The 26973-nt window shown below is 67.9% G+C and carries 26 protein-coding genes; 9 read left to right on the forward strand and 17 right to left on the reverse strand.

Annotation, left to right across the window (positions count from 1 at the left end; genetic code table 11):
- Positions 1–95: 95 nt before the first annotated feature.
- Positions 96–497, reverse strand: a complete 402-nt coding sequence (locus ACOHX0_RS03810; RefSeq protein ID WP_420675335.1) for a MerR family transcriptional regulator — start codon at positions 495–497, stop codon at positions 96–98.
- Positions 498–1016: 519 nt separating this feature from the next.
- Positions 1017–1385 carry a MerR family transcriptional regulator gene (locus tag ACOHX0_RS03815; RefSeq protein WP_420675336.1) on the reverse strand — a complete coding sequence of 123 codons (369 nt, stop codon included), beginning with the start codon at positions 1383–1385 and terminating at the stop codon, positions 1017–1019.
- A 127-nt stretch (positions 1386–1512) separates the two neighbouring features.
- Between ACOHX0_RS03815 and ACOHX0_RS03820 the strand changes: the two genes are divergently transcribed.
- Genes ACOHX0_RS03820 through ACOHX0_RS03830 form a run of 3 tightly spaced genes read left to right on the forward strand, consistent with a single transcriptional unit; the run spans position 1513 to position 3791 of the window.
- Positions 1513–1935 carry a PaaI family thioesterase gene (locus ACOHX0_RS03820; protein WP_420675337.1) on the forward strand — a complete coding sequence of 141 codons (423 nt, stop codon included), beginning with the start codon at positions 1513–1515 and terminating at the stop codon, positions 1933–1935.
- Complete coding sequence (locus tag ACOHX0_RS03825) at positions 1932–2465, forward strand: PaaI family thioesterase (RefSeq protein ID WP_420675338.1); 534 nt, start codon at positions 1932–1934, stop codon at positions 2463–2465. Before ACOHX0_RS03820 ends, ACOHX0_RS03825 begins: the two co-directional genes overlap by 4 nt.
- Positions 2466–2471: 6 nt before the next feature.
- A complete protein-coding gene (locus ACOHX0_RS03830) occupies positions 2472–3791 on the forward strand; it encodes an MATE family efflux transporter (RefSeq protein ID WP_420675339.1) in 1320 nt (439 codons plus the stop codon).
- Positions 3792–3876: 85 nt separating this feature from the next.
- Here the strand turns inward: ACOHX0_RS03830 and arsC are convergent, their stop codons facing one another.
- From arsC to ACOHX0_RS03845, 3 genes are read right to left on the reverse strand one after another with little or no spacing between them, the layout of a single operon-like run.
- Positions 3877–4218: an arsenate reductase (glutaredoxin) gene (arsC, locus tag ACOHX0_RS03835; RefSeq protein ID WP_420675341.1), complete on the reverse strand. Its 342-nt coding sequence runs from the start codon at positions 4216–4218 to the stop codon at positions 3877–3879.
- Complete coding sequence (locus tag ACOHX0_RS03840; RefSeq protein ID WP_420675342.1) at positions 4215–5273, reverse strand: quinone-dependent dihydroorotate dehydrogenase; 1059 nt, start codon at positions 5271–5273, stop codon at positions 4215–4217. Before ACOHX0_RS03840 ends, arsC begins: the two co-directional genes overlap by 4 nt.
- Positions 5270–5608, reverse strand: a complete 339-nt coding sequence (locus tag ACOHX0_RS03845) for a DUF952 domain-containing protein (RefSeq protein WP_420675509.1) — start codon at positions 5606–5608, stop codon at positions 5270–5272. Before ACOHX0_RS03845 ends, ACOHX0_RS03840 begins: the two co-directional genes overlap by 4 nt.
- Before the next feature lie 175 nt (positions 5609–5783).
- Between ACOHX0_RS03845 and ACOHX0_RS03850 the strand changes: the two genes are divergently transcribed.
- The 3 genes from ACOHX0_RS03850 (at position 5784) to ACOHX0_RS03860 (ending at position 8548) form a co-directional block, all read left to right on the forward strand.
- Complete coding sequence (locus tag ACOHX0_RS03850) at positions 5784–7364, forward strand: bifunctional metallophosphatase/5'-nucleotidase (RefSeq protein WP_420675343.1); 1581 nt, start codon at positions 5784–5786, stop codon at positions 7362–7364.
- A gap of 116 nt (positions 7365–7480) precedes the next feature.
- The gene (locus ACOHX0_RS03855) at positions 7481–7789 is read left to right on the forward strand and encodes a DnaJ family domain-containing protein (protein ID WP_420675344.1); all 309 of its coding nucleotides are present in this window, start codon (positions 7481–7483) and stop codon (positions 7787–7789) included.
- A gap of 54 nt (positions 7790–7843) precedes the next feature.
- On the forward strand, positions 7844–8548 hold the full coding sequence (locus tag ACOHX0_RS03860; RefSeq protein WP_420675345.1) for an SOS response-associated peptidase: 705 nt from the start codon (positions 7844–7846) through the stop codon (positions 8546–8548).
- A 155-nt stretch (positions 8549–8703) separates the two neighbouring features.
- Here ACOHX0_RS03860 and ACOHX0_RS03865 read toward each other — a convergent pair whose 3' ends face one another.
- Positions 8704–9201 (reverse strand): MarR family winged helix-turn-helix transcriptional regulator, encoded by a 498-nt coding sequence (locus ACOHX0_RS03865; protein WP_420675346.1) that lies wholly within the window; start codon positions 9199–9201, stop codon positions 8704–8706.
- A 204-nt stretch (positions 9202–9405) separates the two neighbouring features.
- Between ACOHX0_RS03865 and mnmH the strand changes: the two genes are divergently transcribed.
- The gene (mnmH, locus tag ACOHX0_RS03870) at positions 9406–10458 is read left to right on the forward strand and encodes a tRNA 2-selenouridine(34) synthase MnmH (protein ID WP_420675347.1); all 1053 of its coding nucleotides are present in this window, start codon (positions 9406–9408) and stop codon (positions 10456–10458) included.
- 216 nt (positions 10459–10674) lie between these two features.
- Here mnmH and selD read toward each other — a convergent pair whose 3' ends face one another.
- The 7 genes from selD to ACOHX0_RS03905 all read right to left on the reverse strand — a co-directional run bounded on the left by selD (position 10675) and on the right by ACOHX0_RS03905 (position 18848).
- Entirely contained in the window at positions 10675–12846 is a 2172-nt protein-coding gene (gene selD, locus ACOHX0_RS03875) for a selenide, water dikinase SelD (RefSeq protein WP_420675348.1), read from the reverse strand.
- A 66-nt stretch (positions 12847–12912) separates the two neighbouring features.
- Positions 12913–13314, reverse strand: coding sequence for a Na+/H+ antiporter subunit G (locus ACOHX0_RS03880; RefSeq protein WP_420675349.1), 402 nt, complete (start codon positions 13312–13314; stop codon positions 12913–12915).
- A 9-nt stretch (positions 13315–13323) separates the two neighbouring features.
- A complete protein-coding gene (locus ACOHX0_RS03885; RefSeq protein WP_420675350.1) occupies positions 13324–13593 on the reverse strand; it encodes a K+/H+ antiporter subunit F in 270 nt (89 codons plus the stop codon).
- On the reverse strand, positions 13590–14087 hold the full coding sequence (locus tag ACOHX0_RS03890; protein WP_420675351.1) for a Na+/H+ antiporter subunit E: 498 nt from the start codon (positions 14085–14087) through the stop codon (positions 13590–13592). The genes ACOHX0_RS03885 and ACOHX0_RS03890 overlap by 4 nt, the downstream gene beginning before the upstream one ends.
- Positions 14084–15634, reverse strand: coding sequence for a monovalent cation/H+ antiporter subunit D (locus ACOHX0_RS03895; RefSeq protein ID WP_420675352.1), 1551 nt, complete (start codon positions 15632–15634; stop codon positions 14084–14086). The genes ACOHX0_RS03890 and ACOHX0_RS03895 overlap by 4 nt, the downstream gene beginning before the upstream one ends.
- Positions 15631–15984, reverse strand: coding sequence for a Na+/H+ antiporter subunit C (locus ACOHX0_RS03900; RefSeq protein WP_420675354.1), 354 nt, complete (start codon positions 15982–15984; stop codon positions 15631–15633). The genes ACOHX0_RS03895 and ACOHX0_RS03900 overlap by 4 nt, the downstream gene beginning before the upstream one ends.
- Before the next feature lie 2 nt (positions 15985–15986).
- Positions 15987–18848, reverse strand: coding sequence for a monovalent cation/H+ antiporter subunit A (locus ACOHX0_RS03905; protein WP_420675356.1), 2862 nt, complete (start codon positions 18846–18848; stop codon positions 15987–15989).
- A gap of 281 nt (positions 18849–19129) precedes the next feature.
- Between ACOHX0_RS03905 and ACOHX0_RS03910 the strand changes: the two genes are divergently transcribed.
- Together ACOHX0_RS03910 and ACOHX0_RS03915 are read left to right on the forward strand one after the other, a co-directional pair.
- Entirely contained in the window at positions 19130–19609 is a 480-nt protein-coding gene (locus ACOHX0_RS03910; protein ID WP_420675357.1) for a rhodanese-like domain-containing protein, read from the forward strand.
- Positions 19597–20481, forward strand: coding sequence for a CE1 family esterase (locus ACOHX0_RS03915; protein WP_420675358.1), 885 nt, complete (start codon positions 19597–19599; stop codon positions 20479–20481). The genes ACOHX0_RS03910 and ACOHX0_RS03915 overlap by 13 nt, the downstream gene beginning before the upstream one ends.
- A gap of 395 nt (positions 20482–20876) precedes the next feature.
- Here ACOHX0_RS03915 and mdoH read toward each other — a convergent pair whose 3' ends face one another.
- From mdoH to ACOHX0_RS03935, 4 genes are read right to left on the reverse strand one after another with little or no spacing between them, the layout of a single operon-like run.
- Positions 20877–22751 (reverse strand): glucans biosynthesis glucosyltransferase MdoH, encoded by a 1875-nt coding sequence (gene mdoH, locus ACOHX0_RS03920; RefSeq protein WP_420675359.1) that lies wholly within the window; start codon positions 22749–22751, stop codon positions 20877–20879.
- Positions 22748–24289, reverse strand: coding sequence for an OpgD/OpgG family glucan biosynthesis protein (locus tag ACOHX0_RS03925; protein ID WP_420675360.1), 1542 nt, complete (start codon positions 24287–24289; stop codon positions 22748–22750). The genes mdoH and ACOHX0_RS03925 overlap by 4 nt, the downstream gene beginning before the upstream one ends.
- Entirely contained in the window at positions 24286–25566 is a 1281-nt protein-coding gene (locus ACOHX0_RS03930; RefSeq protein WP_420675361.1) for an OpgC family protein, read from the reverse strand. Before ACOHX0_RS03930 ends, ACOHX0_RS03925 begins: the two co-directional genes overlap by 4 nt.
- A 22-nt stretch (positions 25567–25588) precedes the next feature.
- Positions 25589–26962, reverse strand: coding sequence for a tetratricopeptide repeat protein (locus ACOHX0_RS03935; protein WP_420675362.1), 1374 nt, complete (start codon positions 26960–26962; stop codon positions 25589–25591).
- Positions 26963–26973: the final 11 nt, after the last annotated feature.

Consider the following 26973-nt stretch of genomic DNA (forward strand, 5'->3'; position numbering starts at 1 on the left):
GCGCCCGGTGCGGGGCCGGCCAGGGGGTGGTTCAAAATGCCACCGGCGGCAGGAGGCCGGCGGCCGGGCCGTAACAGGCACGGCCGCCGGACGGGTTACTCCGCCGCCTGTTTCTCCATCCGCATCGAGGCGATCATCTGTTCGCCCCAGCGCAGCTGGTCCTTCAGATCCTCAATCGCTTCCGTCAGCTCCTCGCGCTGTCGCTCCATGTCGGCAAGACGGTCCTGCGCGATCTCATAGGTGCGGCTCAGCTGGGTCAGCTGCTGGTCGCCCATGTGGTAGAGGTCCAGAAGCTGGCGGATCTCCTCCAGGCTGAAGCCAAAGCGCTTGCCGCGCAGGATCAGCTTCAGGCGGGCGCGGTCGCGCTTGGTGAAAAGCCGCTTCTGGCCTTCCCGGATCGGGAACAGAAGCTCCTTTGCCTCGTAAAACCGGAGGGTGCGCGGGGTCACGTCAAAAGCCCCGCACATCTCCCGGATGGTCATGGTTTCCTCAGTCATCGTCATCACTCTTAAACGGCTTGGTGCAGGGACTAGGCTGGCTCCAGTCGGCTTCGTTTTCAAGCCGTACTTGACGTTTACGTAAACGATACGTCACGTCATTTCTGGCGCGCGCACTGCGCACAAAAAGGTGACGCGGGGTTGATTTGCGCCGGTGCCGGTTCCGCCCGCCGCAACGGCGCCGGGGCTGGCAGGGATGCAATCCGAATCTGAGGGCGGGGAGGGGGCACGGCCCGCGCGGGACAAGGCCGTGAGGCCGCCGCGCATCGCCGGCGCGCCCCCACGCGGCGGCGATTTGGCCGATGCTGGGTGGTCCCTCGAGAGAGCGTACGGACTTTGCAGACATAAACTGCCAGCCACTCCAGTACGGATCGCCACCGCGCGCGCCGGCGACGCGCGGCTTTGTGTCAAGCGGCTGCCCGTTCGTTCCTGTGCGTCTTGCGGGCTCCCGGATGCAAAAAGCCCCGCCTCACTCAGAGACGGGGCAAACCTGTCGTCCGTGACAGCGCGCCGGACCCGTTACTTCAGCAGCGCCTCGGTGGTGGCGCGCAGCTGGCCCAGTTCCTCCAACGCCTCGCCGATCTGCTCGCGCTGCTTCTGCAGCTCGACCATCTGCCGGTTGGCCATCTCCAGAAACGTCTTCATCTGCGCTTCATTGCCTTCATTTTCATAGATCAGCAGCCATTGCCGGATCTCCTCCAGCTGGAAGCCGAACTTGCGCCCGCGCATGATCAGCTTCATCCGCGCCCGCTCGCGGGGCCCGTAAAACCGCGCGCGCCCCTCGCGGTCGGGCTGCAGAAGCTCGATGTATTCATAATAGCGCAAGGTCCGTGGCGTCACCTCGAACTCCGCGCACATTTCCTTGAATGACAATCTGTTGTCGGTCATCCGTCATCTCCCTTGCCGGCAACCTAAGACGATGGCCGGGCCAGTGCAAGCGCCGCGCTGCAGCAACCTTGCGCTTTCGGCGGGGGAAGGCCAAGATCGGGCCGAACAACCTGAAGGGACAGCCTGCATGGCCGACAAGACCCACCTGGCGCGCCAGTTCATCGAAGCCATTCCGCACGCCCGCCAGCTCGGCATGAAACTGACCGAGATCGGTGACGGCACCGCCGAGATCACCATGGCGTACGACGAGAAGCTGATCGGCGATCCGGAAACCGGGGTGATTCACGGCGGCGCGGTCTCGGCGCTGATGGACACCTGCTGCGGCGCCGCGGTGATGAGCCATCCGTCCGCGCCCGGCGGCACCGCCACCATCGATTTGCGCATCGACTACATGCGCCCGGCCACCCCCGGGCAGACCATCACCACCCGCGCCACGTGCCACCACATCACCCGCTCCGTCGCCTTTGTCCGCGCCACTGCAACGGACGAGGACACGGGCCGCCCCGTCGCGACCGCCGCGGGCGCTTTCACCGTGGAGAAGAAGTTTTGAGCCGCCCCCGTCCCGAACCGGTGCAGACGGTGAAGCAGCGCCGCGACGCCGCGCTCAATGCGCTGGTGGATTCCGTGCCTTACATCCGCTTCCTGAACGTGACCTTCGACCGCCGCGGCGACGAACTCACGGCGCAGCTCAATTTCGACGACAAGCTGATCGGCAACCCGTTTCTGCCCGCAATCCACGGCGGGGTGACGGCGGCGTTTCTCGAGATCACCGCGATGATCACCCTCAACTGGGCGCACCTCTGGCCGCGGATCGAGTCCGGCGATCTCGACCCGGCGGAGATGGCGGCGGGCAGGCTGCCGCGCCAGCCCAAGACCATCGACTTCACCGTCGACTACCTGCGCTCCGGCCTGCCGCGCGACGCCTATGCCCGCGCCCGGGTGAACCGCTCCGGGCGCCGCTATGCCTCGGTGCATGTGGAATCCTGGCAGGACCACAAGGACAAGCTCTTTGCCCAGGCCACCGGCCATTTCCTGATGCCGCAGGACCAAAACGGCGCGGACAAGCCCCGCGAGGGCTGACACGCTATGACTGCCCTCACCACGGAGATCACCCACAGCCGGGTGCTGAAGATCGCGGTGCCGATCGTGCTCTCCAACGCCACCGTGCCGATCCTCGGCGCGGTGGATACCGGCGTAGTCGGCCAGATGGGCATGGCCGCCCCCATCGGCGCCGTCGGCATCGGCGCGGTGATCCTCGCTTCGGTCTACTGGATTTTCGGCTTTCTGCGCATGGGCACCACCGGGCTTGCCGCCCAGGCCCGCGGCGCCGGCGATTGGGGTGAGACTGGCGCGCTTCTGATGCGCGGCCTGCTCCTCGGTTTTGCCGCCGGCGCCTTCTTCATCCTCGGCCAGGCGGCGCTGTTCTGGGGCGCTTTCACGCTTGCGCCCGCCAGCGCGGAAGTGGAGACGCTGGCCCGCGATTACCTCCAGATCCGCATCTGGGGCGCGCCTGCCACCATCGCGCTCTATGCGGTCTCCGGCTGGCTGATCGCGGTGGAGCGCACCCGCGGTGTCTTCCTGCTGCAGGTCTGGATGAACGGGCTCAACATCCTGCTGGACCTGTGGTTCGTGCTGGGCCTCGGCTGGGGGGTGGAGGGCGTTGCGCTGGCCACGCTGATCGCGGAATGGAGCGGGCTGGCGCTGGGGCTCTGGCTCTGCCGCGACGCCTTTGCGGGCGAGCAGTGGCGCGATTGGGCGCGGATCTTCGATGCTGCGCGGCTGAAGCGGATGATGCAGGTCAACGGCGACATAATGGTGCGCTCGGTTCTGCTCACCGGCTCCTTCACTGCTTTCCTCTTCATCGGCTCCGGGGTGGGAGACGTGAACCTCGCCGCCAACCAGATCCTGCTGCAATTCCTGCAATTCACCGCCTTTGTGCTTGATGGATTTGCTTTCGCCGCGGAGGCTCTGGTCGGCGGCGCGGTTGGCGCCCGTGCCCGCGCGCCCCTGCGCCGCGCGGCGGTGGTGGCGGCGCAATGGAGCACCGGCGGCGCGCTGCTGCTGGGGCTTGGCTTTGCCCTTGCAGGCCCTGCCGTCATCGACCTCATGACCAACTCGCCCGAAGTGCGGCAGGCGGGGCGCGCGTACCTCGTCTGGGCGGTTCTGGCGCCCGCCTTGAGCGTGGCCAGTTACATGCTCGACGGGATCTACATCGGCGCCACCTGGACCCGGGACATGCGGGTGGCGATGCTGCAGGCGGTGGCGGTTTACGTGCTGTCGCTGCTGCTGCTTGTGCCCGCTTTCGGCAACCACGGGCTCTGGGCCGCGCTGATGGTGCTGAACCTCGCCCGCGGTGTCACCCTGGCCCTGCGCTATCCGCGGCTGGAAGCCCGGATCGGCGCCTGAGGCCGCCGGAATTCTGCGGGAATTCCGGCCCGGAAATCATGTGATTTCCGTTCCGTTTTCCGCGCCGGAAAACGGGTGCCTGCAGCTAGAGCAGCGCCTCAATCGCCTCGGCCGGGCGGCCGATCACTGCCTTGCCGTCCGTGATGGCAATCGGGCGCTCGATCAGGACCGGATGCGCAGCCATCGCTGCCAGCAGTGTGTCCTCAAGGCTGTCTTTGCCGAGGCCCAGCTCCTTGAAGACCTTTTCGCTGGTCCGCATCATTGCAATAGCGGCAACCCCCAGCGCATCGCGGACCGCCACCAGTTCCGCAACCGAGGGCGCGTCCTGCAGATAGAGACGCACCTCAAACTCAGCGCCGCGCTCTTGCAAGAGCGCGAGCCCCGCGCGCGACTTCGAGCAGCGCGGATTGTGCCAGTAGGTGATCACAGCCAGTCTCCCCGTTTGCTTCCAACCGCTTCCGCCACGGTGTTGAAGCCGTCCCGTGCCAGGAGTTCATCCAGCCCGCGGGCAATCTGCGAAGCCAGCGACAGGCCGCCGTAAACCAGCGCGGTATACAGCTGCACCGCCGAAGCCCCTGCGCAGATCTTGGCATATGCCTGCTCCGCCGAGCCGACCCCACCCACGCCCACCAGCGGCACCCGGCCGTCCAGCAGTTCCGACAGCCGCGCCAGCACCCGGGTGGATTTCTGGAACAGCGGGGCGCCGGAGAGCCCGCCGGCCTCGCCCTTGTGGATGCTGTGCAAGCCCTCGCGCGACAGTGTGGTATTGGTGGCAATCACCGCGTCGATGCCGCTGTCCACCGCGACCTGCGCGATATCCTCGATGCCGCTTGCATCGAGATCCGGCGCGATCTTCAGGAACACCGGCACCCGGCGCGCCAGCCCCTCACGCGCCTCCAGCACCCCGGCCAGCAGCGCCGAGAGCGCCGCCTTGCCCTGCAGGTCGCGCAGCTTCTCGGTGTTGGGGGAGGAGACGTTGACGGTGGCGAAATCCAGATGCCCGCCGCAATGCGCCAGCACCTTGGCAAAATCCGCGGCCCGGTCCTCGCTGTCCTTGTTGGCGCCAAGGTTCAGCCCGATCACCACGTCCTTCGGCCGTTCCGCCAGCCGCGCGCCGATTGCCTCCATGCCCTCGTTGTTGAAGCCGAAGCGGTTGATCGCGGCGCGGTCCTCGCTCAGCCGGAACAGCCGCGGCTTGGGGTTGCCGGGCTGCGGCCGCGGAGTGGCGGCGCCAACCTCGATGAAGCCGAACCCGGCGCGCGACAGCGGCGCGAGGGCCTCGGCATTTTTGTCAAAGCCGGCCGCAAGACCCACCGGGTTGGGCAGGGCGATGCCCGCGAGCGTGGTCTTCAGCCGCGGCGAGGTCACCGTTCCGGGGGTAGGGGCCAGCCCCATCCGCAGAGTTTTGATCGAGAGCCCATGCGCCGTTTCCGGGTCGATCCGGTGCATCAGGGCCAGCGCCAGCCGCTCGGACAGGGTCACGCCATCTCCTCCGGGAAAACATGGCGTCCGCCCGCCAGCGGCAGCGGCTTGGCCCAGAGCACATCCGCCACCCGCAATTTGCGGTAAAGATGCGGGAACAGCGCATCATTGCGGGAGACCTCCCACTTCAGATCGCCTCCCATAGCGTCTGCCTCGCAGGCGAGAAGCACCAGCCCCTCGGCGCCCGCAAAATGCTTGGCCGCGGTTTCCGCCGCCTGAGCGGCGGTGGAGAAATGCACATAGCCGTCGGTGACGTCGATCGGCGCGCCGGCGGTCTCGCCCTCGGCCTGCAATGCGGCCCATTCGTCCGCCCGGAAAATCTTGTAAATCAGCATGGCCGGGTGATGCCCTGCGTTTGCGCGTGAATCAAGGGCCATCGAGTGCCGTCCGCTTTGCCGCCGGGCCGTCCGCTTTCCGCAAGGATAGTCAAGCAACGCGTTTTTCCCCTTTGACGGGCGCGGCCTTTATGCGCACCATCGCCCTAAAACAGATCAACGGGAGACCCTTCATATGATTGCGCGATTTCTCACCTCGGTTGCGGCGCTTGGCCTCACGGCCGGCATGGCCGCAGCGGAATACAAGCTGACCATTCTGCACACCAACGACTTCCACTCTCGCTTCGAGCCGATCAGCAAATACGACAGCGGCTGCGGCGAGGAGGACCAGGCCGAGGGTCAATGCTTCGGGGGAACCGCCCGTCTGGTAACCGCGATCAAGGAGGCGCGCGACGCGGCCGGCAATGCGATTCTGGTGGATGGCGGCGATCAGTTCCAGGGCTCGCTGTTCTATACCTACTACAAGGGCAAGGCCGCGGCGGAGATGATGAACAAGCTGGGCTATGACGCGATGACCGTGGGCAACCACGAGTTCGACGACGGCCCCGAGGTCTTGCGCGGTTTCATGGATGCGGTCGAGTTTCCGGTCTTGATGTCGAACGCCGATGTTTCGCAGGAGCCGCAGCTGGCGGATGTCCTGAAGAAATCCACCGTGATCGAGCGCGGCGGCGAAAAGATCGGCCTCATCGGCCTCACGCCCGAGGATACCCATGAGCTGGCAAGCCCGGGCAAGAACATCACGTTCTCCGATCCGGTCGCGGCAGTGCAGGCCGAGGTCGACCGGCTGACCGACGAAGGCGTGAACAAGATCGTGGTGCTCAGCCACTCGGGCTATGGCGTCGACCAGCAGATCGCGGCGGAGACCACGGGCGTTGACGTGATCGTCGGCGGGCATACCAACACCTACCTGTCGAACACCTCCGACAAGGCGGCAGGCCCTTATCCGACGGTGGTGAACGGGGTTCAGATCGTGCAGGCCTATGCCTACGGCAAATACCTCGGCGCGCTGGAGGTGACCTTCGATGACGCGGGCGATGTGATCTCCGCCACGGGCGAACCGCAGGTGATGGATGCCGCGGTGAGCGAGGACGCCGCCACAGTGGCACGCATCGCCGAGCTTGCCGCACCGCTCGACGAAATCCGCAACAAGGTGGTCGCGGAAACCGCCGAGGCGGTTGAGGGCAGCCGCGATATCTGCCGGGTGCAGGAATGCGCGATGGGCAACCTGGTGGCGGATGCGATGCTCGACCGGGTAAAAGACCAGGGCGTCAGCATCGCCATCGCCAACTCCGGCGGCATCCGTGCCAGCATCGACGCAGGCCCGGTGACGATGGGCGAAGTGCTGACCGTGCTGCCGTTCCAGAACACGCTCTCCACCTTTGAAATCGACGGCGAAACTCTGAAGGCCGCGCTGGAAAACGGCGTCAGCCAGGTCGAGGACGTGAAGGGCCGCTTCCCGCAGGTCGCGGGGCTCAAGTTCAGCTGGGATCCCGCTGGCACCGCGGGCGAGAACCGCTTGCAGGACGTCGAGGTCGCGCAGGACGACGGCAGCTTCGCGCCGCTTGACCCGGAAAAGACCTATCTGGTGGTCACCAACAACTACGTCCGCAACGGCGGCGATGGCTATGCGATGTTCGAGGGCGACGACAAGAACGCCTATGACTACGGGCCGGACCTTGCTGATGTGCTGGCGGAGTACCTGGCCGAGCAGGGCCCCTACACGCCTTACACCGACGGCCGCATCACCCGGAAGTAAGTCAGGGGTTCTGGCCTGATGTTTCGCGCGCGAAACATTGGGCCAGCAGGGCTGACCTTTCAGCGCAGCGGTTCCCCGGGGTTCCGCTGCGCTTTGCGTCATGGCAGAATGCTGGCATGGACCATCCGCTGATCAATCTCATCAACGCCCGTATCGAGGCCGCCGAGGCCGAGGGCGCCTTTGACAACCTCTCCGGTGCCGGAAAACCGCTGCCGGACTGTGACGACCCGGAAAACGCGCTGCTCAATCGGCTGGTGCGCGAAAGCGGCGGGGTGCCGGAGTTCGTCAGCCTCTCGCGCGAGCTGCACCGGTTGCGGGCGGAGCTGCGCGAGACCGGCGACCGCACCCGGCGGCAGGAGATCCTGAAGGAGATGTCGATGATGGACGCCCGCGTTGAGCTCGCCCGCAAGGCCTATGCAAAATGAGCGGGCAAGGCGCGCTTTGCCAGCCTCGCTTCCCGTTGCAATAGGCCCTCTGCGGTGTGCGGACGCTTTGCCGTGACCCTGCCGAGCGATGCGATGGCGCAGCTGTTTGCGGCCCAGCCCGCCAATGACCTGCCAGAGGTGCCGCAGTACAACGTCTGCCCGACCACGCAGGTGCATGTGGTGCGCCTCGGCGAAGACAGCCGCCGCCTGGTGTCAATGCGCTGGGGCTTCGTGCCGCGTTGGTACAAGAGCGAGAGCCGCGGCCCGCTGCTGATCAACGCGCGGGCCGAGACAGTGGCGGAGAAACCCGCCTTCCGCGCCGCCTGCCGCAACCGCCGCTGCCTGATCCCGGCGAGCGGTTTCTTTGAATGGACCAAGGATGCAGACGGCGCCCGGCTGCCCTGGTACATCACCCGCCGCGACGGCGCGGCCATCGCTTTTGCCGGGATCTGGCAGAGCTGGGAGGCGCGTGATCCGGACGCCAAGGCCGAAGGCCCGATGGACACCTGCGCCATCGTCACCACCGCGGCCAATAGCACGATGGGCGCGATCCACCACCGGATGCCGCTGGTGCTGGAGGCTGAGGACTGGCCGCTTTGGCTGGGCGAGGAGGGCCGCGGCGCGGCGCGGATTATGCAGCCCGGCGCAGAGGATGTGCTGGAGTTCACCCGCGTCGATCCGGCGGTGAACTCCAGCCGCGCCTCCGGGCCAGCGCTGATCGAGCCCTTGGAAGAGGACGGAACGGCGGCGGGCAACTGAGCCTGCTCCGTGGGAAAAGGGTAAGTCTTTTCGGAACCTTGCGGAAAAATCCTCATGCGGCCGGCTGCGGCGGAGTGCCTATTCTGCCGCCTGTGGCGAAGGTCTCACTCAGCCGCCTGCGGCGCGGGCTTACTCTGCCGCCTGGGGCGGCGGGCTTACTCTGCCGCCTGGGGCGGCGGGGGCAGGTCGCGCTGCGGTGCGCGGCTGAGTTCGTTGGCGGCCAGCGTCGCCTTGCGCAGAAGCGTGATGAAGGTCTCGCGCTCCGCCTCGCTCAGCCCGCTCAGGATCATCGGCTGCGACTCCGTCACGATCGGCCCGATGCGCGCAAGCAGCGCCTTGCCTTCAGCGGTCAGGCTCAACTCGCGTGCCCGGCGGTCGGCGGCAGACACCCGGCGTGCCACCAGCCCCTTTTCCACCAGCCGGTCCGCGACTTTGCCCAGCGTCGCCCGGTCATAGGCAACGAGCCCCGCCACCGTGGCCTGGTCGATGCCGGGGTGGCTGGCAATCGCGGTCATCGCAGCATATTGCACCGGGGTGAGATCCGCGCCGGCGTCAGCCATGCGCTCCATGAACTGCGCCACCGAGATCTGGTGCAGCCGCCGGATCAGGTGGCCGGGCATGGTGTGGATCTCGAGCGGGGCGTCACTGGTCATTGCGCGGTCCTTGCGTAGGGGAGAGGTCGGGCTGGGCTTTTGTGCGGGGATGTGACTGGCGGACGGGGCGGGCGTGGCCCAAACGGGAACACCCCTCCGGCATACTGTCCGGTGCGCATTGCGCGCAAGCCCCAATCCGGTCCGCGGGGGGCTGCCGCGGGGTTTGCGCTTCCCCTTGCCGGGTGCGCGCGGTAGAGCAGGCGCATGGCGCTGCGTTTCACATCCTTGCAAGAGTTCTACGCCCACGGCCGCGACACGGTAATCGACGTGCGCAGCCCGGCGGAATATGCCGAAGACCACGTGCCCGGCGCGATCAATATGCCTGTGCTCGACAACGAAGAACGCGCCCGTGTCGGCACGATCTACGTGCAGGAAAGCCCTTTCCTCGCCCGCAAGCTGGGCGCGGCGCTGGTGTTCCGCAATGCCGCCGACCACATCGAGCAGCGGCTCAGCCATCACGAGGGCGGCTGGCGGCCGCTGGTCTACTGCTGGCGCGGCGGCCAGCGCTCGGGGTCCTTCACCTGGATGCTGCAGCAGATCGGCTGGCGCGCCGAGGTGGTCGAGGGCGGTTATCAGACCTACCGGAGGCTGGTGCACAAGGCGCTCTACGAAAGCAAGCTGCCGCACCGGCTGGTGGCGCTCGACGGCTATACCGGCAGCGCCAAGACCGAGGTGCTGAAGCGTGCGGGCGCACTGGGGGTGCAGGTGCTGGATCTCGAAGGTCTCGCCAATCACCGCGGCTCGCTGCTGGGAGAGATGGCAGAGCCGCAGCCTTCGCAGAAAGGCTTCGAGTCGGCGCTTTGCGGAGCGCTTTTGCCGCTTGACCCGGAGCGCCCGGTGCTGGTCGAAGCGGAGTCGAGCAAGATCGGCCAGCGCATCATCCCGCCTGCGGTCTGGGAAGCGATGAAGGCGGCGCGGCGGGTAGATTTGCAGGCCCCGGCCGGGGCGCGCTGCCGTTATTTGACCGAGGCCTATGACGACATCCTGTCGGATGCGGAGAAGCTGCGGGGCAAGCTGGAAGCCTTGCGCGCACACCGCTCCGGCGCGGTGGTGGATGGCTGGATCGCGCTGATCGCCGCGGGCGACAAGCCGGGGCTGACGCGGGCGCTGATGGAACAGCATTACGACCCCGCCTACCGCAAATCCCGCGCCGCTGCAGGTGCCGAGGTGGCGGCCGTGGTGGAAACGGACACTCTGGACGACGCCGGCCTCGGCCGCGCGGCGCGGCAGGTGGCCGAGGCGATGGCCCGCCTCTGACCTGCCTCTGACCCGCCGCGGCAACTGCCCGGCCGCTTTGTTTACCGCAAACCGGGCGCTCCCGCCCGTCGCCGGTGCATTGTCATGCACCGCTCCCGTTGGGCCTGGCCCGGCGCAAGTTGCGCCGGGCCAGGCCCAACGGGGTGAGGGTCCGCAAGGATCCCGAAGCCGGGCGGGAGCGCCTGCCTGGCAGCAGGCGGGGCGCCGGGCGAGGGCTCAGCGGGTGAGGGTGATGGCGGTGCCGGTGCTGGTCAGGCGGCCGATGCGGGCGGCGGGGCAGCCGGATTTCTGCAGCTGTTCCAGCAGGCTGTCTGCCTCCTCCGGCGCCACCGCGGCGAGCAGACCGCCTGCGGTTTGCGGATCGAACAGCAGGTCCTGCCAGCCTGCCACTTGCAGCCCGGGCGCGGCGGCCTGGTTGGCAGCGAACAGCGACGAGCGGATGCCGCGTTCCGCGAGCTCCGCGGCGCCGGCCATCAGCGGCACGGTGCCGGTGGAGATTTCGGCGCCAACGCCCGAAGCCTCGCAGAGTCCGAGCAGATGGCCGATCAGCCCGAAGCCGGTGACATCGGTCATCGCATGGGCCCCGGCAAGGATGCGGGAGGCTTCGCCCTGCGGCTGGCTCATGTGCTGCCAGGCGCCGGCCACCCACGCGCCCTTGGCTTCGCCCGCCATTTCCGCCGCCAGCAGCACGCCGGAGCCGAGCGGCTTGGTCAGGATCAGCGCGTCGCCGGGCTGCCCGCCGGCAAGGGTGATCGGCGGGCGCGGGCAGAGGCCGGTAACGGTGAAGCCTACGGTGAGTTCGTCGCCAAGTGAGGTATGGCCGCCGGCAACTGCGGCGCCAGCCTCGCGCAGGACTGTGCCGGCGGCGCCCATGATCTCTTCGAGCGTGCGGGCCTGCAGCGCGGGAGTCATCCGGGGCAGAATCAGGCTGACCATGGCGGCCTGCGGTTCGGCGCCCATGGCCCAGATGTCGCCAAGCGCATGCACCGCGGCGATGCGGGCCATCAGCACGGGGTCGTTGCAGAAGGCGCGCAGATGGTCGGTGCTGATCACCTGGCGCACGCCGCCGGTGGTCAGCAGCGCCGCATCGTCGCCGGGCAGGGCAGAGACATCGCTGCGCGCAGCGCCCGGTTTGGCATCGCCGCTGTTGAGCGCGGCGAACAGCGTGCCGCGCCCGACCTTGGCGCCGCAGCCGCCGCAGAGCGGTTTGTCCCCCAGCGCGGCCTCCATGCCAAGCGTGTGTTCGGCGGGCAGCTCGGGGGCGTCCATCGCGGGGAGGTCGCGGAATTTCTCCATGAAGGTCTGGTCGATGCGGTCCTTCAGGTGCCAGGCCATCGGGCCGGAAATGGTGGTGCCGAAACGCTCGCCCAGGGCCTCTTTGGCACCAAGCGAGATCAGCTTGAGATAGTCCTTCTGCGGGCGGTAGCGGCGCTGCGGGTCGCCGGTCAGCAAGGCGCGCAAGTTGTGGAACAACACCGGCGACTGGCGCACTGCGTAGACCCCGGCCTTGGGCCGCGGAGAGAACTCAAGATGGGCGCAGTCACCCGAGGCAAAGACATTGGAAACAGATGTTTGCAAGGTTTTGTTCACCTTGATAAATCCCTGCTCCAACGTCAGGCCGCTGCCCGCGAGCCAGCCGTAGGGGCGGGCGCCGGCGGCACCTGCGGTGAAGCCCGAAAGGATCTCGCGGCCGTCCTGCAGCACGATGTGGTCCGCCTCAACGCGGGCGGCGGAGGTGTTTTCCTCCAGCCGCACGCCGCGCTCGGTGAGAGCGTTGCGCAGGCGTTTGCGGGCGTCGGGGCCGAGCCCGCCGAGGGCGGTGCCCGCGTCGATCAGCGTGGCCTGGCCGAGGCGGCCGCGCGCCTTCAGCGCGTGCGCCATCGCCATCACCAGCTCGGCGCCGGCAACGCCGCCGCCGATCACCGCAACATGCGCCGGGCCGGTGCCTTGGCGGAAGGAGTCCCAGCGGGCGGCAAAGGCGCCGAGCGGTTTGGCCGGTATGCCGTGCCTGTCAAAGCCCGGCAGGTCCGGCATTGCGGAGGTGACGCCGATGTCGATGGAGGCGGCGTCATAGGCGATCGGCGGGCGGCCCGGCACATGCACCAGCCGGGCCGTGGTGTCGATCGCCTCTGCCGCGCCCAGCACCAGGCGGGCGCCGGCGTAGCGGGCGAGCTGCACCAGGTCGATGTCCAGCTCGTCCCGGCCGTAGTGGCCCGCGACAAAGCCCGGCAGCATACCGGAATAAGGCGCGGCCGGGCCGGGGTTGATGACGGTGAGCCTTGCGCCGGCCAGGGGCCGCATCCCCCATTTGCGCAGAACCAGCGCGTGGCTGTGGCCGCCGCCGATCAGCACCAGGTCGCGGGTGAGGGGGAGACGGGCGGAGTCCATGTGCTTTTACCTTTGCTGTCCTGAGGGACGGGTGGGTGCCGGAGGTGCGGGGGCGGAGCTGCGGGCTCAGCCCGCCTTGTCTTTGCCAGCGGTGCCGCCAGCGTCCTGGGTCTCGTCCGCGCCCGCGTGGGTGGCCCAGCAGCTGTCCTCGCCCGGTGAGGGCATGGTCTCGCGCCGCTCGCGCCGGTGGATATGCACCTTGGCGATGAAATGCGCGGTCACGGGAGCTGTGAGGAACAGGAACAGGGTGATCATCAGCTCGTGGAAGGAGGCATACTCCTCGAACCCCCAGGAATGCAGCATCGAGGCCAGCAGCACCCCGCCGACGCCCAGCGTGGTGGCCTTGGTCGGCGCGTGCAGCCGCGACATCGGGTCGTTGAGCTTGATCAGCCCGTAGGAGCCGACCAGGCCGAAGATGCCCGCGATGATGAGGAAGGCGGCAACGCCGAATTCAACCAGGCTTTCCATGATCCCTCCTCACTCGATGATGTTGCCGCGCAGGATGAAGCGCGCGTAGGCCACGGTTGAGACAAAGCCGAGCATGGCGATGATGATTGCGGCCTCGAAGAAGATCTCGGAGCCGAGAGCCAGGCCGTAGAGCACGATCAGGGCGATGGCGTTGATGAACATGGTGTCGAGCGCGAGGATGCGGTCGGCCACGTCCGGCGCGGTCACCACCTTCCAGAGGTTCATCAGGAGGGCGAGCGCGAAACAGCCGAAGGCAAAGAGGGTGGCGATTGCGATCATTCGAAAATCTCCATCAGGCGGCGTTCGTAGCGCTGTTTGATCTCGTCCCTGACCGCGTCCGGGTCGGGCGCGTCGAGGCAGTGGACCAAAAGCGCGTGGCCCTCGCTCGACAGGTCGGCCGACAGCGTTCCGGGGGTCATGGTGATGGTGCCGGCGAGAGCTGTGATCGCCTCGGGCGTTTTCAGGTCGAGCGGGATGGTGATCCAGTTCGGGCGGCGGTCGGCGTTGGGTTTGAACAGCACGATGCGGGCGACGATGACATTGGCCATGATGATATCGCCGATCACCACGAAGATGTACTCGGCGACCTTCACCGGGTTGCGCAGGCGCGGGCGCGCGGGCCAGTAGGGCTGCGTCACGAAAGGGATCAGCACCCCGAGCAGGAAGCCGAACAGCAGCGAGTTGAGCGACCAGCCGTTGACCAGCAGAAGCCAGGTCAGGGTCAGCAGCAGCGTCAGCACCGGGTGCGGCAGCAGGCGGCGGAACATCTTCATTGCTCAGTCTCTCCCAGCACGGTTTCGATATAGGCCGCGGGCGCATAGAGCTGCGCGGCGGTGGCCTCGGCGTAGCGGGTGGCGGGCCCTGCAAAGACGGTGAGCGCAACCAGCCCTGCAAGCAGGGTGAAACAGGCCGCGAAGGGCAGGCGGCGCGGCGCGGGCATCCTGTGCACCTGCATAAGATCAGGGGCCAGCGGTTCCAGCTGGGCGGGTTCCATGGCAGGGATGGCGTGGGCCTTCCAGAACAGCTGCGAGCCCGCGCGGGCCATGCCCACGATCGTCACCAGCGAGCCGGTGAGCACCACGCCCCAGATCCAGGGCGCCTGCGCCGCCTCGCGGGTGGCGTCCAGCACCAAGAGCTTGCCGAGGAAGCCCGAGAGCGGCGGCATTCCCGCCATCGCGATGGCGCCGGTGAAAAACAGCGCCGCGATCAGCGCGGCCTGCGGCATCGGGCTCTGCGCCTCGATCAGGCTGCCCTGGCGCTCGATCACCAGGTCGGCGACCAGGAACAGGAGCGCCGCGGCCAGGGTCGAATGCACCAGGTAGTAGAGCGCGGCGGCGGTGGAGGCCTCGGTGAACAGCGAGACGGCCGTGAGCAGCGTGCCCATGGAGGTGATGACGCCAAAGGCCATCAGCCGCCCGATGTGGCGCGCGCCGATGATGCCGATGGCGCCGGCCGCCAGCGTCAGCAGCGCCGCGGGCAGCAGCCAGCTTTCGGTGAGGCCCTGGGTGGCGGCGGTGCCGGGGCCAAAGACCAGGGTGAAGACGCGCAGGATGGCATAGGCGCCGACCTTGGTCATGATCGCAAACAGCGCCGCCACCGGCATCGGCGCATTGGCGTAAGCCGCGGGCAGCCAGAAGTGCAGCGGCAGCAGCGCCGCCTTGATCGCGAAGACCAGGAGCAGCATCGCGGCGCCTGTGCGCAGCAGCGCGGTGCCGCCCGGCGGCAGCTCTGCCACTTTCACCGCGAGATCGGCCATGTTGAGCGTGCCGGTCACCGCGTAGATGGTGCCGAGCGCAAACAGGAACAGGGTGGAGCCGAGGAGGTTGTAGACCACATATTGCACCCCCGCGGTAAAGCGGCGCGGGCCGCCGGAGTGGATCATCAGCCCGTAGGAGGCGATCAGCAGGACCTCGAAGAAGACAAAGAGGTTGAAGGCATCGCCGGTCAGGAAGGCGCCAAGGATACCCATCAGCTGGAACTGGAACAGCGCGTGGAAGTTGCTGCCCCGCGTATCCCAGCCGGAGCCGATGGCATAAAGCAGCACCGGCAGCGCCAGAAACGACGTGAGCACGATCATCATCCCCGCCAGCCGGTCCAGCACCAGCACGATGCCGAAGGGCGCGGGCCAGTCGCCGAGCTCGTAGACCTGAACGGTGCCGTCCGCTGCCTGTGCGGCGAGGGTGAGCGAGATGGCGGCCAGCAGCACGGTGCTTGCAACCGAGAAGATTCGCTGCAGGTCGAGGTGGTGGCGCACCACCATGATGATAAAGGGGGCGACCAGCGCGGGCAGCACCACAGGGGCGATCAGAAGGTGGTTCATACGTCCTCTCCGGCGCCGTCGGGGCCGTGGTCCAGCGCGGTGCGGTCATCGCGCGACGAAAGATAGGCGCCAAGCGCAATCATCACCACCACCGCGGTCATCCCGAAGGAAATTACAATGGCGGTCAGCACCAGCGCCTGCGGCAGCGGATCGGTGTAGATCACCTCCTCGTATTTGTTGAGGATTGGCGGCGCGCCGGTCATCAGCCGGCCGGAGGCGAACAGGAACACGTTCACCGCGTAGGTGATCAGCGACAGGCCGAGGATCACCGGGAAGCTGCGGCGGCGCAGGATCAGGTAGATGCCGGCCGCGGTGAGAATGCCCACGGCCGAGGCGACGAGCAGTTCCATGGTCAGCCCTCCGTCCCGGTCTTGGCCGCGTCTTCGCGCGACGGGTTGATGTCCATTGCGTGTTCCGAGCTGGTCCCCGGCTGCCAGGCAAAGCGTGACAGGCTTTCCAGTGCCAGGAGCACCGCGCCGACCACGGCGAGGAAGACGCCAAGGTCGAACAGCGCCGCGGTGGCCCATTCGAATTCCTGCAGCGGCTCCCAGTGGATATAGCCGAAGGCGCTGGTCAGGAAGGGCATGCCGTTGAACCAGGCGCCAAGCCCGGTCGCGGCGGCGATCAGCACGCCGGAGCCGATGATGGCGTGATAGGGGTAGCGCTGCCGCTCGGTGGCCCAGCCGAAGCCGGAAGCCATATATTGCATGATGATCGCAATCGCCGCGATCAGCCCGGCGATGAAGCCGCCGCCGGGCAGGTTGTGGCCGCGGAAGAAGATGAAGGCCGCGACCATCAGCGCCAGCGGCATCATCACCCGCGTCGCCACCACCATCATCAGCGGATGGCTGTCACCCGCCTGCGGCAGGTCCGGCTTGCGATTGAGCAGGTAGGCCCGGACGCGGGTCGCGAGCACCGCCTCGGTCAGGGCGTAGATCACCATGGCGGCAATCCCGAGCACGATGATCTCGCCAAAGGTGTCGTAGCCGCGGAAGTCCACAAGGATCACGTTCACCACATTGGTGCCGCCGCCGCCCTTGTAGGAATTGGCGAGGTGGTAATCGGAGATTGTGGGGAAGGCGAAGTCGCGCAGCAGCAGCGCATAGACCAGCGCGCCGGTGCCCAGCCCGGCCACCACCGCGATGGCGCCGTCGCGCAGCCGGAGGAGCACCGGGGTCTCGACCGGGGTTTCCTTGGGCATGAAGTTCAGGGCCAGCAGCATCAGGATGATGGTCACCACCTCGACCGAGATCTGGGTCAGCGCCAGATCGGGGGCGGAGAGGTAGTTGAAGGACATCGACACGATCAGGCCAACAATGCCGATCAGCACCAGCGCGATGAGGCGGTTGCGATGCTTTGCGACGATGAACAGTGTCGCCACCACCAGCGCGAACCAGGCGATCAGCGGGATGTAGCCCGGCTCCTGCACCGCGCGGGTGGCCGCGGAGAGCGCGCCGCCCTGGAAGGCGAACCAGGCAACCGCCACAGTGAAGGCGACCATCACCGCGGCATAGCGGGTCAGCGCGCCATTGTGCAGCCCGTCCGTGATCCAGTGGCTGAGGCGGGCGAAACCCCCGATCAGCGCGTCGAAAATGTTCTTGGCCTCGGGGCGCGGCAGGGCGTTCCAGACCCGCTCCAGCGGCCGGTGCAGCGCCAGCAGGATCAGCCCGCCCAGCACCGCCGCGATGGAGATGTAAAGTGCAGGCGTCAGCCCGTGCCAGAGCTTGAGCGAGTAATAGGGCAGCTCCCCGCCGCCGATCACCGCGCTGGCGGCGGTCGCCACCATCGGACCTGCGATCTTGGCCGAGGCGAGCCCGATCGCCACCACCAGACCCACCAGAAAGGCCGGCCCGATCCACATGCCGGTGCCCGGATCATGCGGGTGGCCCGGGTAGTCGTCCCGCCTCGGGCCGAGGAAAACATGGGCGATGTAGCGGAAAGAATAGGCTGCCGAAAACAGCGCAGCGATACCTGCGAGCAGCGGCACCATCAGGTGCGAGCCGTTCCAGACGGTGTGGGCCGCCTCCTCCAGCATCATCTCCTTGGAGAGGAAGCCGTTCAGGGGCGGGATGCCCGCCATCGACAGCGCCGCCACCAGAGCGATGGTGAAGGTAACGGGCATAAGGTGGCGCAGGCCGCCCAGCCGTTTGATGTCGCGCGAGCCTGCTTCGTGGTCGACGATGCCCGCGGTCATGAACAGCGCTGCCTTGAAGGTCGCGTGATTGATGATGTGGAAAACCGCGGCCACGGCGGCGATCTTTGTGCCAAAGCCCAGCAGCATGGTGATCAGCCCCAGGTGGCTGACAGTGGAAAACGCCAGGAGCGCCTTCAGGTCGTCCTTGAACAGCGCAATCACCGCGCCGAGCAGCATGGTCACTAGGCCGGTGGTGGCAACGATGTAGAACCACTCCGGTGTGCCTGCAAGAACCGGCCAGAGCCGCGCCATCAGGAACAGCCCCGCCTTCACCATGGTGGCGGAATGCAGATAGGCCGAGACCGGCGTGGGGGCTGCCATTGCATGCGGCAGCCAAAAGTGGAACGGGAACTGCGCCGATTTGGCAAAGCAGCCCAGGAGGATCAGGATCAGCGCCGGCAGGTAAAGCGGCGAGGCCTGGATCGCCTCCTTCTGCAAGAGAATCTCGCTCAGGTCATAGGAGCCCGCGATATGGCCGAGGATCAGCATCCCCGCGATCATCGCCAGCCCGCCGCCGCCGGTCACCGTCAGCGCCATGCGCGCGCCCTGGCGGCCTTCGGGCAGGTGCTTCCAGTAGCCTATCAGCAGGAAAGACGACAACGAGGTGAGCTCCCAGAACACCAGCAGAAGCAGGATGTTATTGGACAACACAATGCCGACCATCGCGCCCTGGAACAGCAGCAGGTAGCTGAAGAACTGCCCCATCGGATCCTCGCGCGACAGGTAAAAGCGCGCATATAGGATAATCAGCAGGCCAATGCCGAGGATCATCGCGGCAAAGAGGAAGCCCAGCCCGTCGAGGAAGAAATGCGCATTGAGCCCGAGCGCGGGCAGCCAGTCGACCGCCGCATGCACGGTTTCGCCGCGGAAGATGGTGGGGATATGCAGCATCAGGCCGATGAAGGCGAGCAGGCTGGTGAGCCCCGCCGCGGCGGCGGCGGCATTGCGCCCGGCGCGGATCAGCAGAGCGGGAAAGACGGCTCCGAGAAAGGGCAGGGCCGCAATCAGAAACAGGGACACGTGCAGTTCTCCGGTTTGGGATTGGCGCGTTTGACGTATTTGCTAAGCAATTTTTGGTCCCAGAGCCACCCCGGCCGCCCTGCCTGCGCGCATATTCCGCAGGCGGGCGGTAATAATTTTCTGTCTTTCCTGCTATTTGGGGCGCTGCGCCTTTGTTGACAAGAACTTGATGAGCGAAACAGCTTCGCATGAGTGGCGCGTTTCTTTTGCCGCAGGCTAGGATGGAGTCGGGCGCGGCCCGGCGGCTGGCGCGGGGCGGTATCGCGATGGGGGCGACGCTTATGGCAGAGAGAGCGCGGAACGGGTCCGCAAATCTGTGGCCGCGGCGTCGGCTGCTGACGCTTGGCGGCGCGGCGGTGCTGGCGGGGGCGGGCGGCTGGTGGCTGCGCGGCCAGCCGCCGCGGCACGGCCAGCCGCGGCTCGGCGCGGATCAGGCCTGGGCGCGGGTGCAGGCGGGCACGCTCTTGCTGGCCGACATCCGCCGCCCGGAGGAGTGGCGCGCCACCGGTGTGCCCGCGGGCAGCCGTCCGATCGACATGCGGCGCGCGGATTTTGCCGCGGCGGTGCGGGCGGCTGCCGGGGACGCTGGAGTGCCGGTGGCGCTGATCTGCGCCCGCGGCGTGCGCTCGGCCCGCATGGTGCGGGCGCTGGCTGCGGCGGGTTTCTCCACCATCGCGGATGTGCCCGAGGGCATGCTGGGCTCAGCCGCCGGCCCGGGCTGGATTGCGCGCGGCCTGCCGGTGGTGCCATGGCGGGCCTGAGGGTGGCGGCCGTGGCAGCGATGAAGGCGCTGGCGCTGGCCCTGTGCGGCGTGGTGGCAGCGGCGCCGCCCCGGGTGGAGGCTTGCGGCGGGCCGGAGGGCCTGTGCGAGGCGGCGCGCGGCGGCTACCGCATCCTGCTGCCGGACGGGCACGGGCCGGAGGCAGAGACGCCGGTGGTGATGTTTCTGCACGGCTATGGCGGCAGCAGCGCGCAGGTGGTCGGCAACCGGGCGCTGGCGGACGGGCTGGCGGCGCGCGGCTTTGCCCTGATCGCGCCGGAGGGCAGCCTGCGCGGCTCCGCCTCGGGCGGCAGCGGCGGCGGGCGGCGGTCCTGGGTATTCGGCCCGTTCTGGGAAGGCCGGGACGAGGCCGCCTTTTTTGCCGGGGTGATCAAGGATGCCGCGGTGCGGTTCGGCACCTCGCGGCGGCAGACGGTGCTGGCGGGGTTTTCCTCCGGCGCTTTCATGGTGCATTATCTGGCCTGCCGCCATCCGCAGGCGTTTGCCGCTTATGCGCCTGTCTCCGGCGCCTTCTGGCGGCCGCAGCCCGAAGCCTGCGCGGGGCCGGTGCGGCTGTTGCACAGCCACGGCTGGATCGATGCGGTGGTGCCGCTGGAGGGGCGGATACTCGGCGGCGGCCGCTACCGGCAGGGTGATGTCTTTGCCGCGCTGGAGCTGTGGCGCCGGACCAATGGCTGCGCCAGCCACGCCCCGGCGCAAAGCTGGCGCGCGGCAGGCGCGCTGCGCCGCCGCTGGGACTGCGCGCCCGGGGCGGAGATTGGCCTGGTGCTGTTCGAGGGCGGCCACCGAATCCCCGAAGCCTGGCCCGGCTGGCTGGCGGAGTGGCTGGCGAAGACGGAAGCCCTGCGCTGAGGCGCTTCGCGCCGCAATAGCCGCGTCGGGCCGCGGCCGCGGCCGGGGCACTCACGCGTCTTGCCGTGCAAATCACGGATTTGCACGGAAGCCTTGGGCCGGGCCGCGCGCCGCAGGGCGCGCGGAGGGCGGCGTGCGCCGCCCGGTCCGGTGGCCGGCGGAGTGCCATCGGCGGCGGATTGGGGACGACGACAAGCTGGATCACGGGTGCGCGCCGCGCCGCGCGGCGCGCGGCCCAAGGCCGCCAGGGATGCTCCGGCAAGGCCGGTGCAGCGCGCGGGCGCGGGAGGGTTTGCTGGGCCGGTGCGGTTGGCTGGAATGCGGCTTGGTAGCAGGGCCTTGACCGGCAGACCTCAGCCAGCCCCTCGCGGGCTGCGGAGGGCCGGCGGTTGCGATTACTCGGCGGCGGCGCGGGCGGAGGCGCCGTCGAGGAAGGCCTTCATCTCTGCGCGTGCAGCCCGTGCGGCGCGGGTGATCTGCGGTTCGGCAAAGACCTCGCGGGTGCCCATCAGCGCATGGATGCGGTTCTTGGCCTTCACCCCCGAAAGCGCCGAAAGCGGCACCGCGAGCACCAGCGACAGAGCGATCGGCGCGAGCCAGAGGGAGACCGCGCCTGCGAGGATGCCGGCCCAGAGCGCGAAGCCGCTCACCGTCTCCAGCGCGTGCACCTTCGCGAGCGTTGTCCAGCCGTAGCTGCCGCCATCGCGCGCCTGCGGCTCCCAGCCGCGCTGCAGGCCGAGCGCGGTGCGGAACACGGCGATCATCTGCTGCACCATCAGGATCGGCGCATAGAGCACCGCAAGCAGGATCTCGGCCAGCACCGAGAGGGCAAACTGAGCGGGCCCGCCATAGTCCTGAAATCGGCTGCCGGAGAGCGGCAGCGCGGCGGCGGCCAGCAGTTTCGGGGCCAGCAGCATCGCGTAGATCAGCAGGATCACCAGAACGTGGCGCGGCTCGGACATGTCAGGCCAGGAGGGGCGGAAGGGGTTGGTTTCGCTGAAGTAGCTGATGACCGAGGATTCCTCGTTGCGGCCGATCACCGCCCAGAGCACTAGGAGCGCAAACCAGACCGGCGCCATCAGATAGCCGATCGCGCCTGCAAACAGGTGAAACCGCGAGATCGCCCGGAAGCCTTTGGCATGCAGAAGGTTCAGGTGCTGCAGGTTGCCCTGGCACCAGCGCCGGTCACGCAGGATGTGGTCGATCAGCGTCGGCGGGGTTTCCTCGTAGGAGCCGCGGATGCGGGGCAGGAAGCGCACGCTCCAGCCCGCCCGGCGCAGCAGGCCTGCTTCGACGAAATCGTGGCTCATGATCAGCTTCTCGCCGCCGCCGAAGCGCGAGCGCAGCAGCGGCAGGCCGGCGCAGGCGGCAAAGGCGCGGGTGCGGATAATCGCGTTGTGGCCCCAGTAGTTGCCCTCGTGGCCGGCCCAGCGGGCGAGGCCCTCGGCCAGGGCAAGGCCATAGACGCCGTTGGCGAACTGCTGCATGCGGCCAAAGACCGACTGCGCGCCGATGAGCTGCGGATAGCTCTGGATCAGCCCGGCGCTTGGGTCGCGCGACAGCGCGTCGGCCAGCTGCGCGATTGCGCGGCCGGTCATCAGGCTGTCGGCGTCGAGCACCAGCATGGCGTCGTAGCCCGCGCCCCAGCGGCGCACCCAGTCGGAGATGTTGCCGACCTTGCGGCCGGCATTGTCGGCGCGGCGGCGGTAGTAGAGCTCGGCGCCCGGCGGCAGCATGCTGCGCAGCGCCTCGACGCTGGCGCGCTCCTGTTCGGCAATCGCGTCATCGCGGGTATCGGACAGGATGAACATGGAATAATCGTGGAGGCCGCCGCGGCCATGCAGCTCCTGCAGCATGGTCTGGGCGTTGCCCAGCACGTACCAGGGCACCTCGTTGTAGACCGGCACCAGCAGCGCCACCTTCAGCGGCTGCACCGGGCCGCGGCCGGTGGACTTGCGGCGCTGCGACAATCCGTGAAGGCCGAGCAGCACGGTCGAAACCGTGAAGCTGATCCAGAAGAAGTTGAAGGCGATGAGTGCCAGGAGGATGATCTCCAGCACCGAGGTTCCGCCGGCCGTAAACCAGCCGTGCATCACCCAGGTCAGCGCCGCGGTGGCGGCCATCGCGGGCGAGAACGCCAGGATGCGCCACAACGAGACCTGGCTGGGGGCGGCATCGCCCGGTGCCGCGCTGTCCCGGAACCCGGTGCTGAAGTCCTGGGCCGGCATCGCCAGCGGTTGTTCGGGAGGCATCAGATTGGTGCCGTTCATTCTGTCCACCTGTAAAGCCAGACTTCGGAAGCGGGGTTGCCGTCCTTCCGGAGCTGGGCACGCAGTTCCACATGATCCCGGCCGGCGGGATCGAAATTGAAGGCAAGCCGCAGGCCCCCGGTTTCGGGATTGCGCTGCAGCACGCCATCGCTCAGCGCCACATGGGGAGAGTGCAGATGCACGTCAAGAGCCTCGGGCCCGCCATCGAACATCGGGTGGGCGGCGAACTCGACGGTGACGATCCGGCCCGGGTCGCCGAAGATCTTGGCGCCCTGGGCAGTATCGGTGACGCGCGGCAGATCGAGAATCGGCTCCTCGCCCCAGGTGAGCCGGTAGGCGAGCGGCACTTCGGCGCCGGCCGGGTAGGGGTCGCGCGGGCGCCAGTAGGCGACGATATTGTCGTAGATCTCCTTGTCGGCGGGGATTTCCACCAGCGTCACCGCGCCTTGGCCCCAGTCGCCCTGCGGCTCCACCCAGAGCGAGGGGCGGCGGTGGTAGTCGGCTTCCAGGTCGTTGAACTCCGACAGCCGGCGGGCGCGCTGCATCAGTCCGAAGCCGCGCGGGTTTTCGTGAACGAAAGAAGATACTTGCAGGGTCTTGGGGTTGGCAAGCGGGCGCCAGATGACCTCACCGTTGCCGTTGAGCGCGAGCAGGCCGTCGCTGTCGTGCACGCCCGGGCGGAAGTCGTCGAAGCGGTGCCGGTTGGTGGCGTCGAACAGGAACATGGAGGTGAGCGGCGCAAGGCCTGCGTGGGTCAGCTCCTCGCGGGCAAAGAGCGTCGCCTCCACATCCATCACGGTGCTGGTGCCGGGGGTAATCGAGAAGCGGTAGGCGCCGGTGGCGGAGGGCGAATCCATCAGCGCATGCACCACCATGGTGCGCTGGCCGGAGGCGGGCGCTTCGAGCCACAACTCGGTGAATTCGGGGAATTCCTCGCCCTCGGGATCGGCGGTTTTCAGCGCAAGGCCGCGGGCCGAAAGCCCGTAGGCCTGGCCCTTGCCGATGGCGCGGAAGTAGCTCGCGCCCTGGAAGACGCAGAACTCGGTCTTCGTGCCCGGCTCGCCCTGGCCCGGCTCGCTGAGGTCGGTACGCAGGCGCAGGCCGGAATAGCCGAGGTTGCCCTCGGCCGAGAGCTCCGGCGCCTTGTCGGTCTGATCGAACAGCGACAGGTCAAAGGCCACCGCCGCCACTTCGCCCCCGGTCACGGTGTTGATCTGGACGGGCCGCGGGAAATAGAGCCCGGGCAGGAAGAAATCCACGTTGTAGCTGCGGTCTGTATCCGCCCAGAGCGCATCGCGGGAGCGGAACCAGCGTTTCTGGTACTGCTCGTAAGAGATTTCCAGCCAGTCCTGCGGCACCGAAGGGCGCTCGCTGTAGGGCTCCCGGGCCAGCGCGCGGGCGCGGGCCACCACTGTGTCATGGGTGAAGGGTCCGGAGGCTGCGGTGGCGCCGGCGGGCCGTGCACGCAGCAGCGCGGAGGACAGAAAGGTCGAGGACAGCGCAACGGCCAGGAAGGCGCGGCGGGACAGCGGGCTCATTTCTTGGCTCTCCACGGCTGGGACTTGAACCAGCCTGCGATATAGGCGCAGGCGATGATCAGGGCGAAGCCTGCGAGGTTGGCATAGGCGGTGGTCATTATGGCGCGGTCGGTGTGGTCCAGAGCCGCACCGATGAAACGCGCCAGCGCCATCGAGAACACGAAGACCGCAAGCGACTGCTGGCCGACCTTGGTGACGAGCTCGAGGATCAGCTGCCAGAGCCGCGCCCCGGCGGAGTGGCCGGAGGCGATGAGCCGGTGGCCGCCGATGCCCGCCAGGTACCAGCCGAGGTAGGCCAGCGACAGGAAATGCGCATAGCGCAGCAGGCCGAAGTCGGTCTTCTCCCGCCATTCGGCGGTGATCTCCCAGGTGGCACGGATCTGCTCGGCTAGGCCCATGTTCCAGGCCTCCACATAGCCCAGCACCTTGCCGGAGCCGAAGGGGGCGGAGAAGATCACGAAGGCGGCCGCAATCAGCGCCAGCACCGGGGTGCGCGGCGGTTTCGGCAGCCAGCCCGCCATGAAGGCAAAGCCGGTGAAGAACAGAAGCTGCCAGCCGAAGGGGTTGAAGAACCACTCACGGCTCGACCAGGGCTCGGCCGGGAACGACACGCCCTCCGGTCCGAGCCCGATCATGTAGGGGTTGGCGGCAAGCCACAGCAGCAGCGACAGCGCCGCGACGGCCCAGCCCCCGGCCTTCCCAAGCCCCATCTTCAGGCCCATCATCACCGGCATTAGCAGGAGCACACCCAGATACATCGGCAGGATGTCGAAGTAGTTCGGCACATAGGTGAGGGTGAAGACCCCCACCAGCTGGGTTGCGGTGTCCTTGAAGAAGGGCAGCAGGTTCAATGAGTTGACGTAGCTCTTGTCGAAGCTGCCATAGAGATCGAGCGCGGCCATCGACATCGCCAGGAAGAAGAACAGCCCCAGGTGCGCCCAATAGACCTGCCAGCAGCGGAACAGCACCCGTGCGGCGCCCAGCCACCAGCCCTTGCGCGCGAAGGTGCCTCCGAAGGCGATGGCGGAGGCCATGCCGGAGCAGAACACAAAGATCTCGGTCGCGTCCGAGAAGCCGAAGCGCGCAGGGATCCAGCCGGTCCAGCGGTTGCCGGGAATATGGGCGCAGAGGATGATGAACATCGCAATGCCGCGGTAGAAATCGAGCCTAGGGTCGCGGGAGCGGCTGGCCGCTGTTTCGGGCGGCGCGTCGGGGTTGGCCGCGCGGCTGGCGGCAGGGTCGGTCTGGGGCCCCGGGAAGGGCGCGACAGTGGACATAGAGATCAGGGTCCTTGAAACTTCACTCGGCGGGCACGCTGCGGACGCCGCCGCCAGCGCGGGTCCTGGCAATCAGGACCCGGCGGGCGAGGGCATAGTTATCTTCGGCGCCGCAACGCTTTGCGCGGCGGTCATCGAGGATAGATTCGGCTCCGTCAAGCTGGCATGAGCGGATTCCCGCATCTATTGCAAGCCTTTCGAAGATGTCGCGCTGCGCGTGGCTGCCGCCGGCCAGTTGCAGGGTGGCCCGGGCGGCGGAAAGCCGCTCAAACGCGGTGCGGTAGTCGCCGGCACCGAAGGCCTCGACCCCGCTCGCCGCGGCGCAGCCGGGATCGGCCATGCGGGCCTGGGCCTCGCTGCTCTGCGGGAGGGTTGCGGCTTCGCCATCGGCGTGGATCCGCTGAACCAGCTCATGCGCCGCCTCCGGGCGGTGGCCGGTGAGGGCCAGCAGATAGTGCAGGTCGGCAAAGATCAGGCTGCCGTCGCCGGTGCGGCGGGCGCAGAGATCGGCCAGTTCCTCCCAGCGCGTGCCCGCGGGCACGCCCTCCAGCTCCAGCCGCATCAAGAGCGAGGTGGCATTGGCAATGTCGCGGTAGTCGTCGGTCTTGTCCTTGCGCACCTCATCGTCATAAAGCGCCAGCGCCGCGTCCTTTTGGCCGAGATCGAGGAGCAGCAGCGCCTTGTGCCACCAGACGTGGTAGCGGAAGTTGTTGCAATGCGCCCAGGCGGCCTCGCGCCCCTCCAGCCAGTCGAGGCCGGCGCGGGCGTTGGCGGTCATCTCGTAGACATGGGTCACAGCGTGCAGCCCCCAGGCATCGTCCGGCGCCAGCCACAGCGCCTGCCGCCCGGTGGTGGCAGCGCGGTCATATTCGCCGGTTTCCTCCAGCGTGAAGGCATGACAGCCAAGGAGGTAGCCGCGGGCGGCGTGATCCGGGCCATAGGCAGGCAGCACCCGCTCGGCGGAGGCGCGCATACCGGCGGCGTCGCCCAGGATGAAGCGGATGCCGTGGCTCATCTTCATTGCCAGCGCGTCGCCGGGGCAGCGGTCCAGCACCTGCTCCATGCAGTCCACCGCCTGCGAGGGGCGGCCCGCGAGCCAGGCGGCCAGCGCCGCGGTGTACTTGCGCTCGCGCGGGGTGGCGGCCCCGGCCAGCCGCTCGGCTTCGGCCAGCGCCGCGCGGGCGGCCGGCAGCAACTCGCTGCGGCCCAGCATCATCAGCGACAGCCCCTTGATGGCCTGGGCCTGGGCAAACTCCGGCGCCGCCTCCAGCACCGCGCCGAGATGGTCCGCGGTGGCGGCGGAATGCGCGAGGATACTGAGCTGAACCGCGTTCCAGCTTTGCAGGGCCGCGGTGCCGGTCAAGCTGGTGTCCTGGCCGAAGATGTCTTGGGTCATGGGGTCCAATC

The sequence above is a fragment of the Cribrihabitans pelagius genome, from assembly GCF_048820915.1.
Classification (GTDB): Bacteria; Pseudomonadota; Alphaproteobacteria; order Rhodobacterales; family Rhodobacteraceae; genus Cribrihabitans_A; species Cribrihabitans_A pelagius.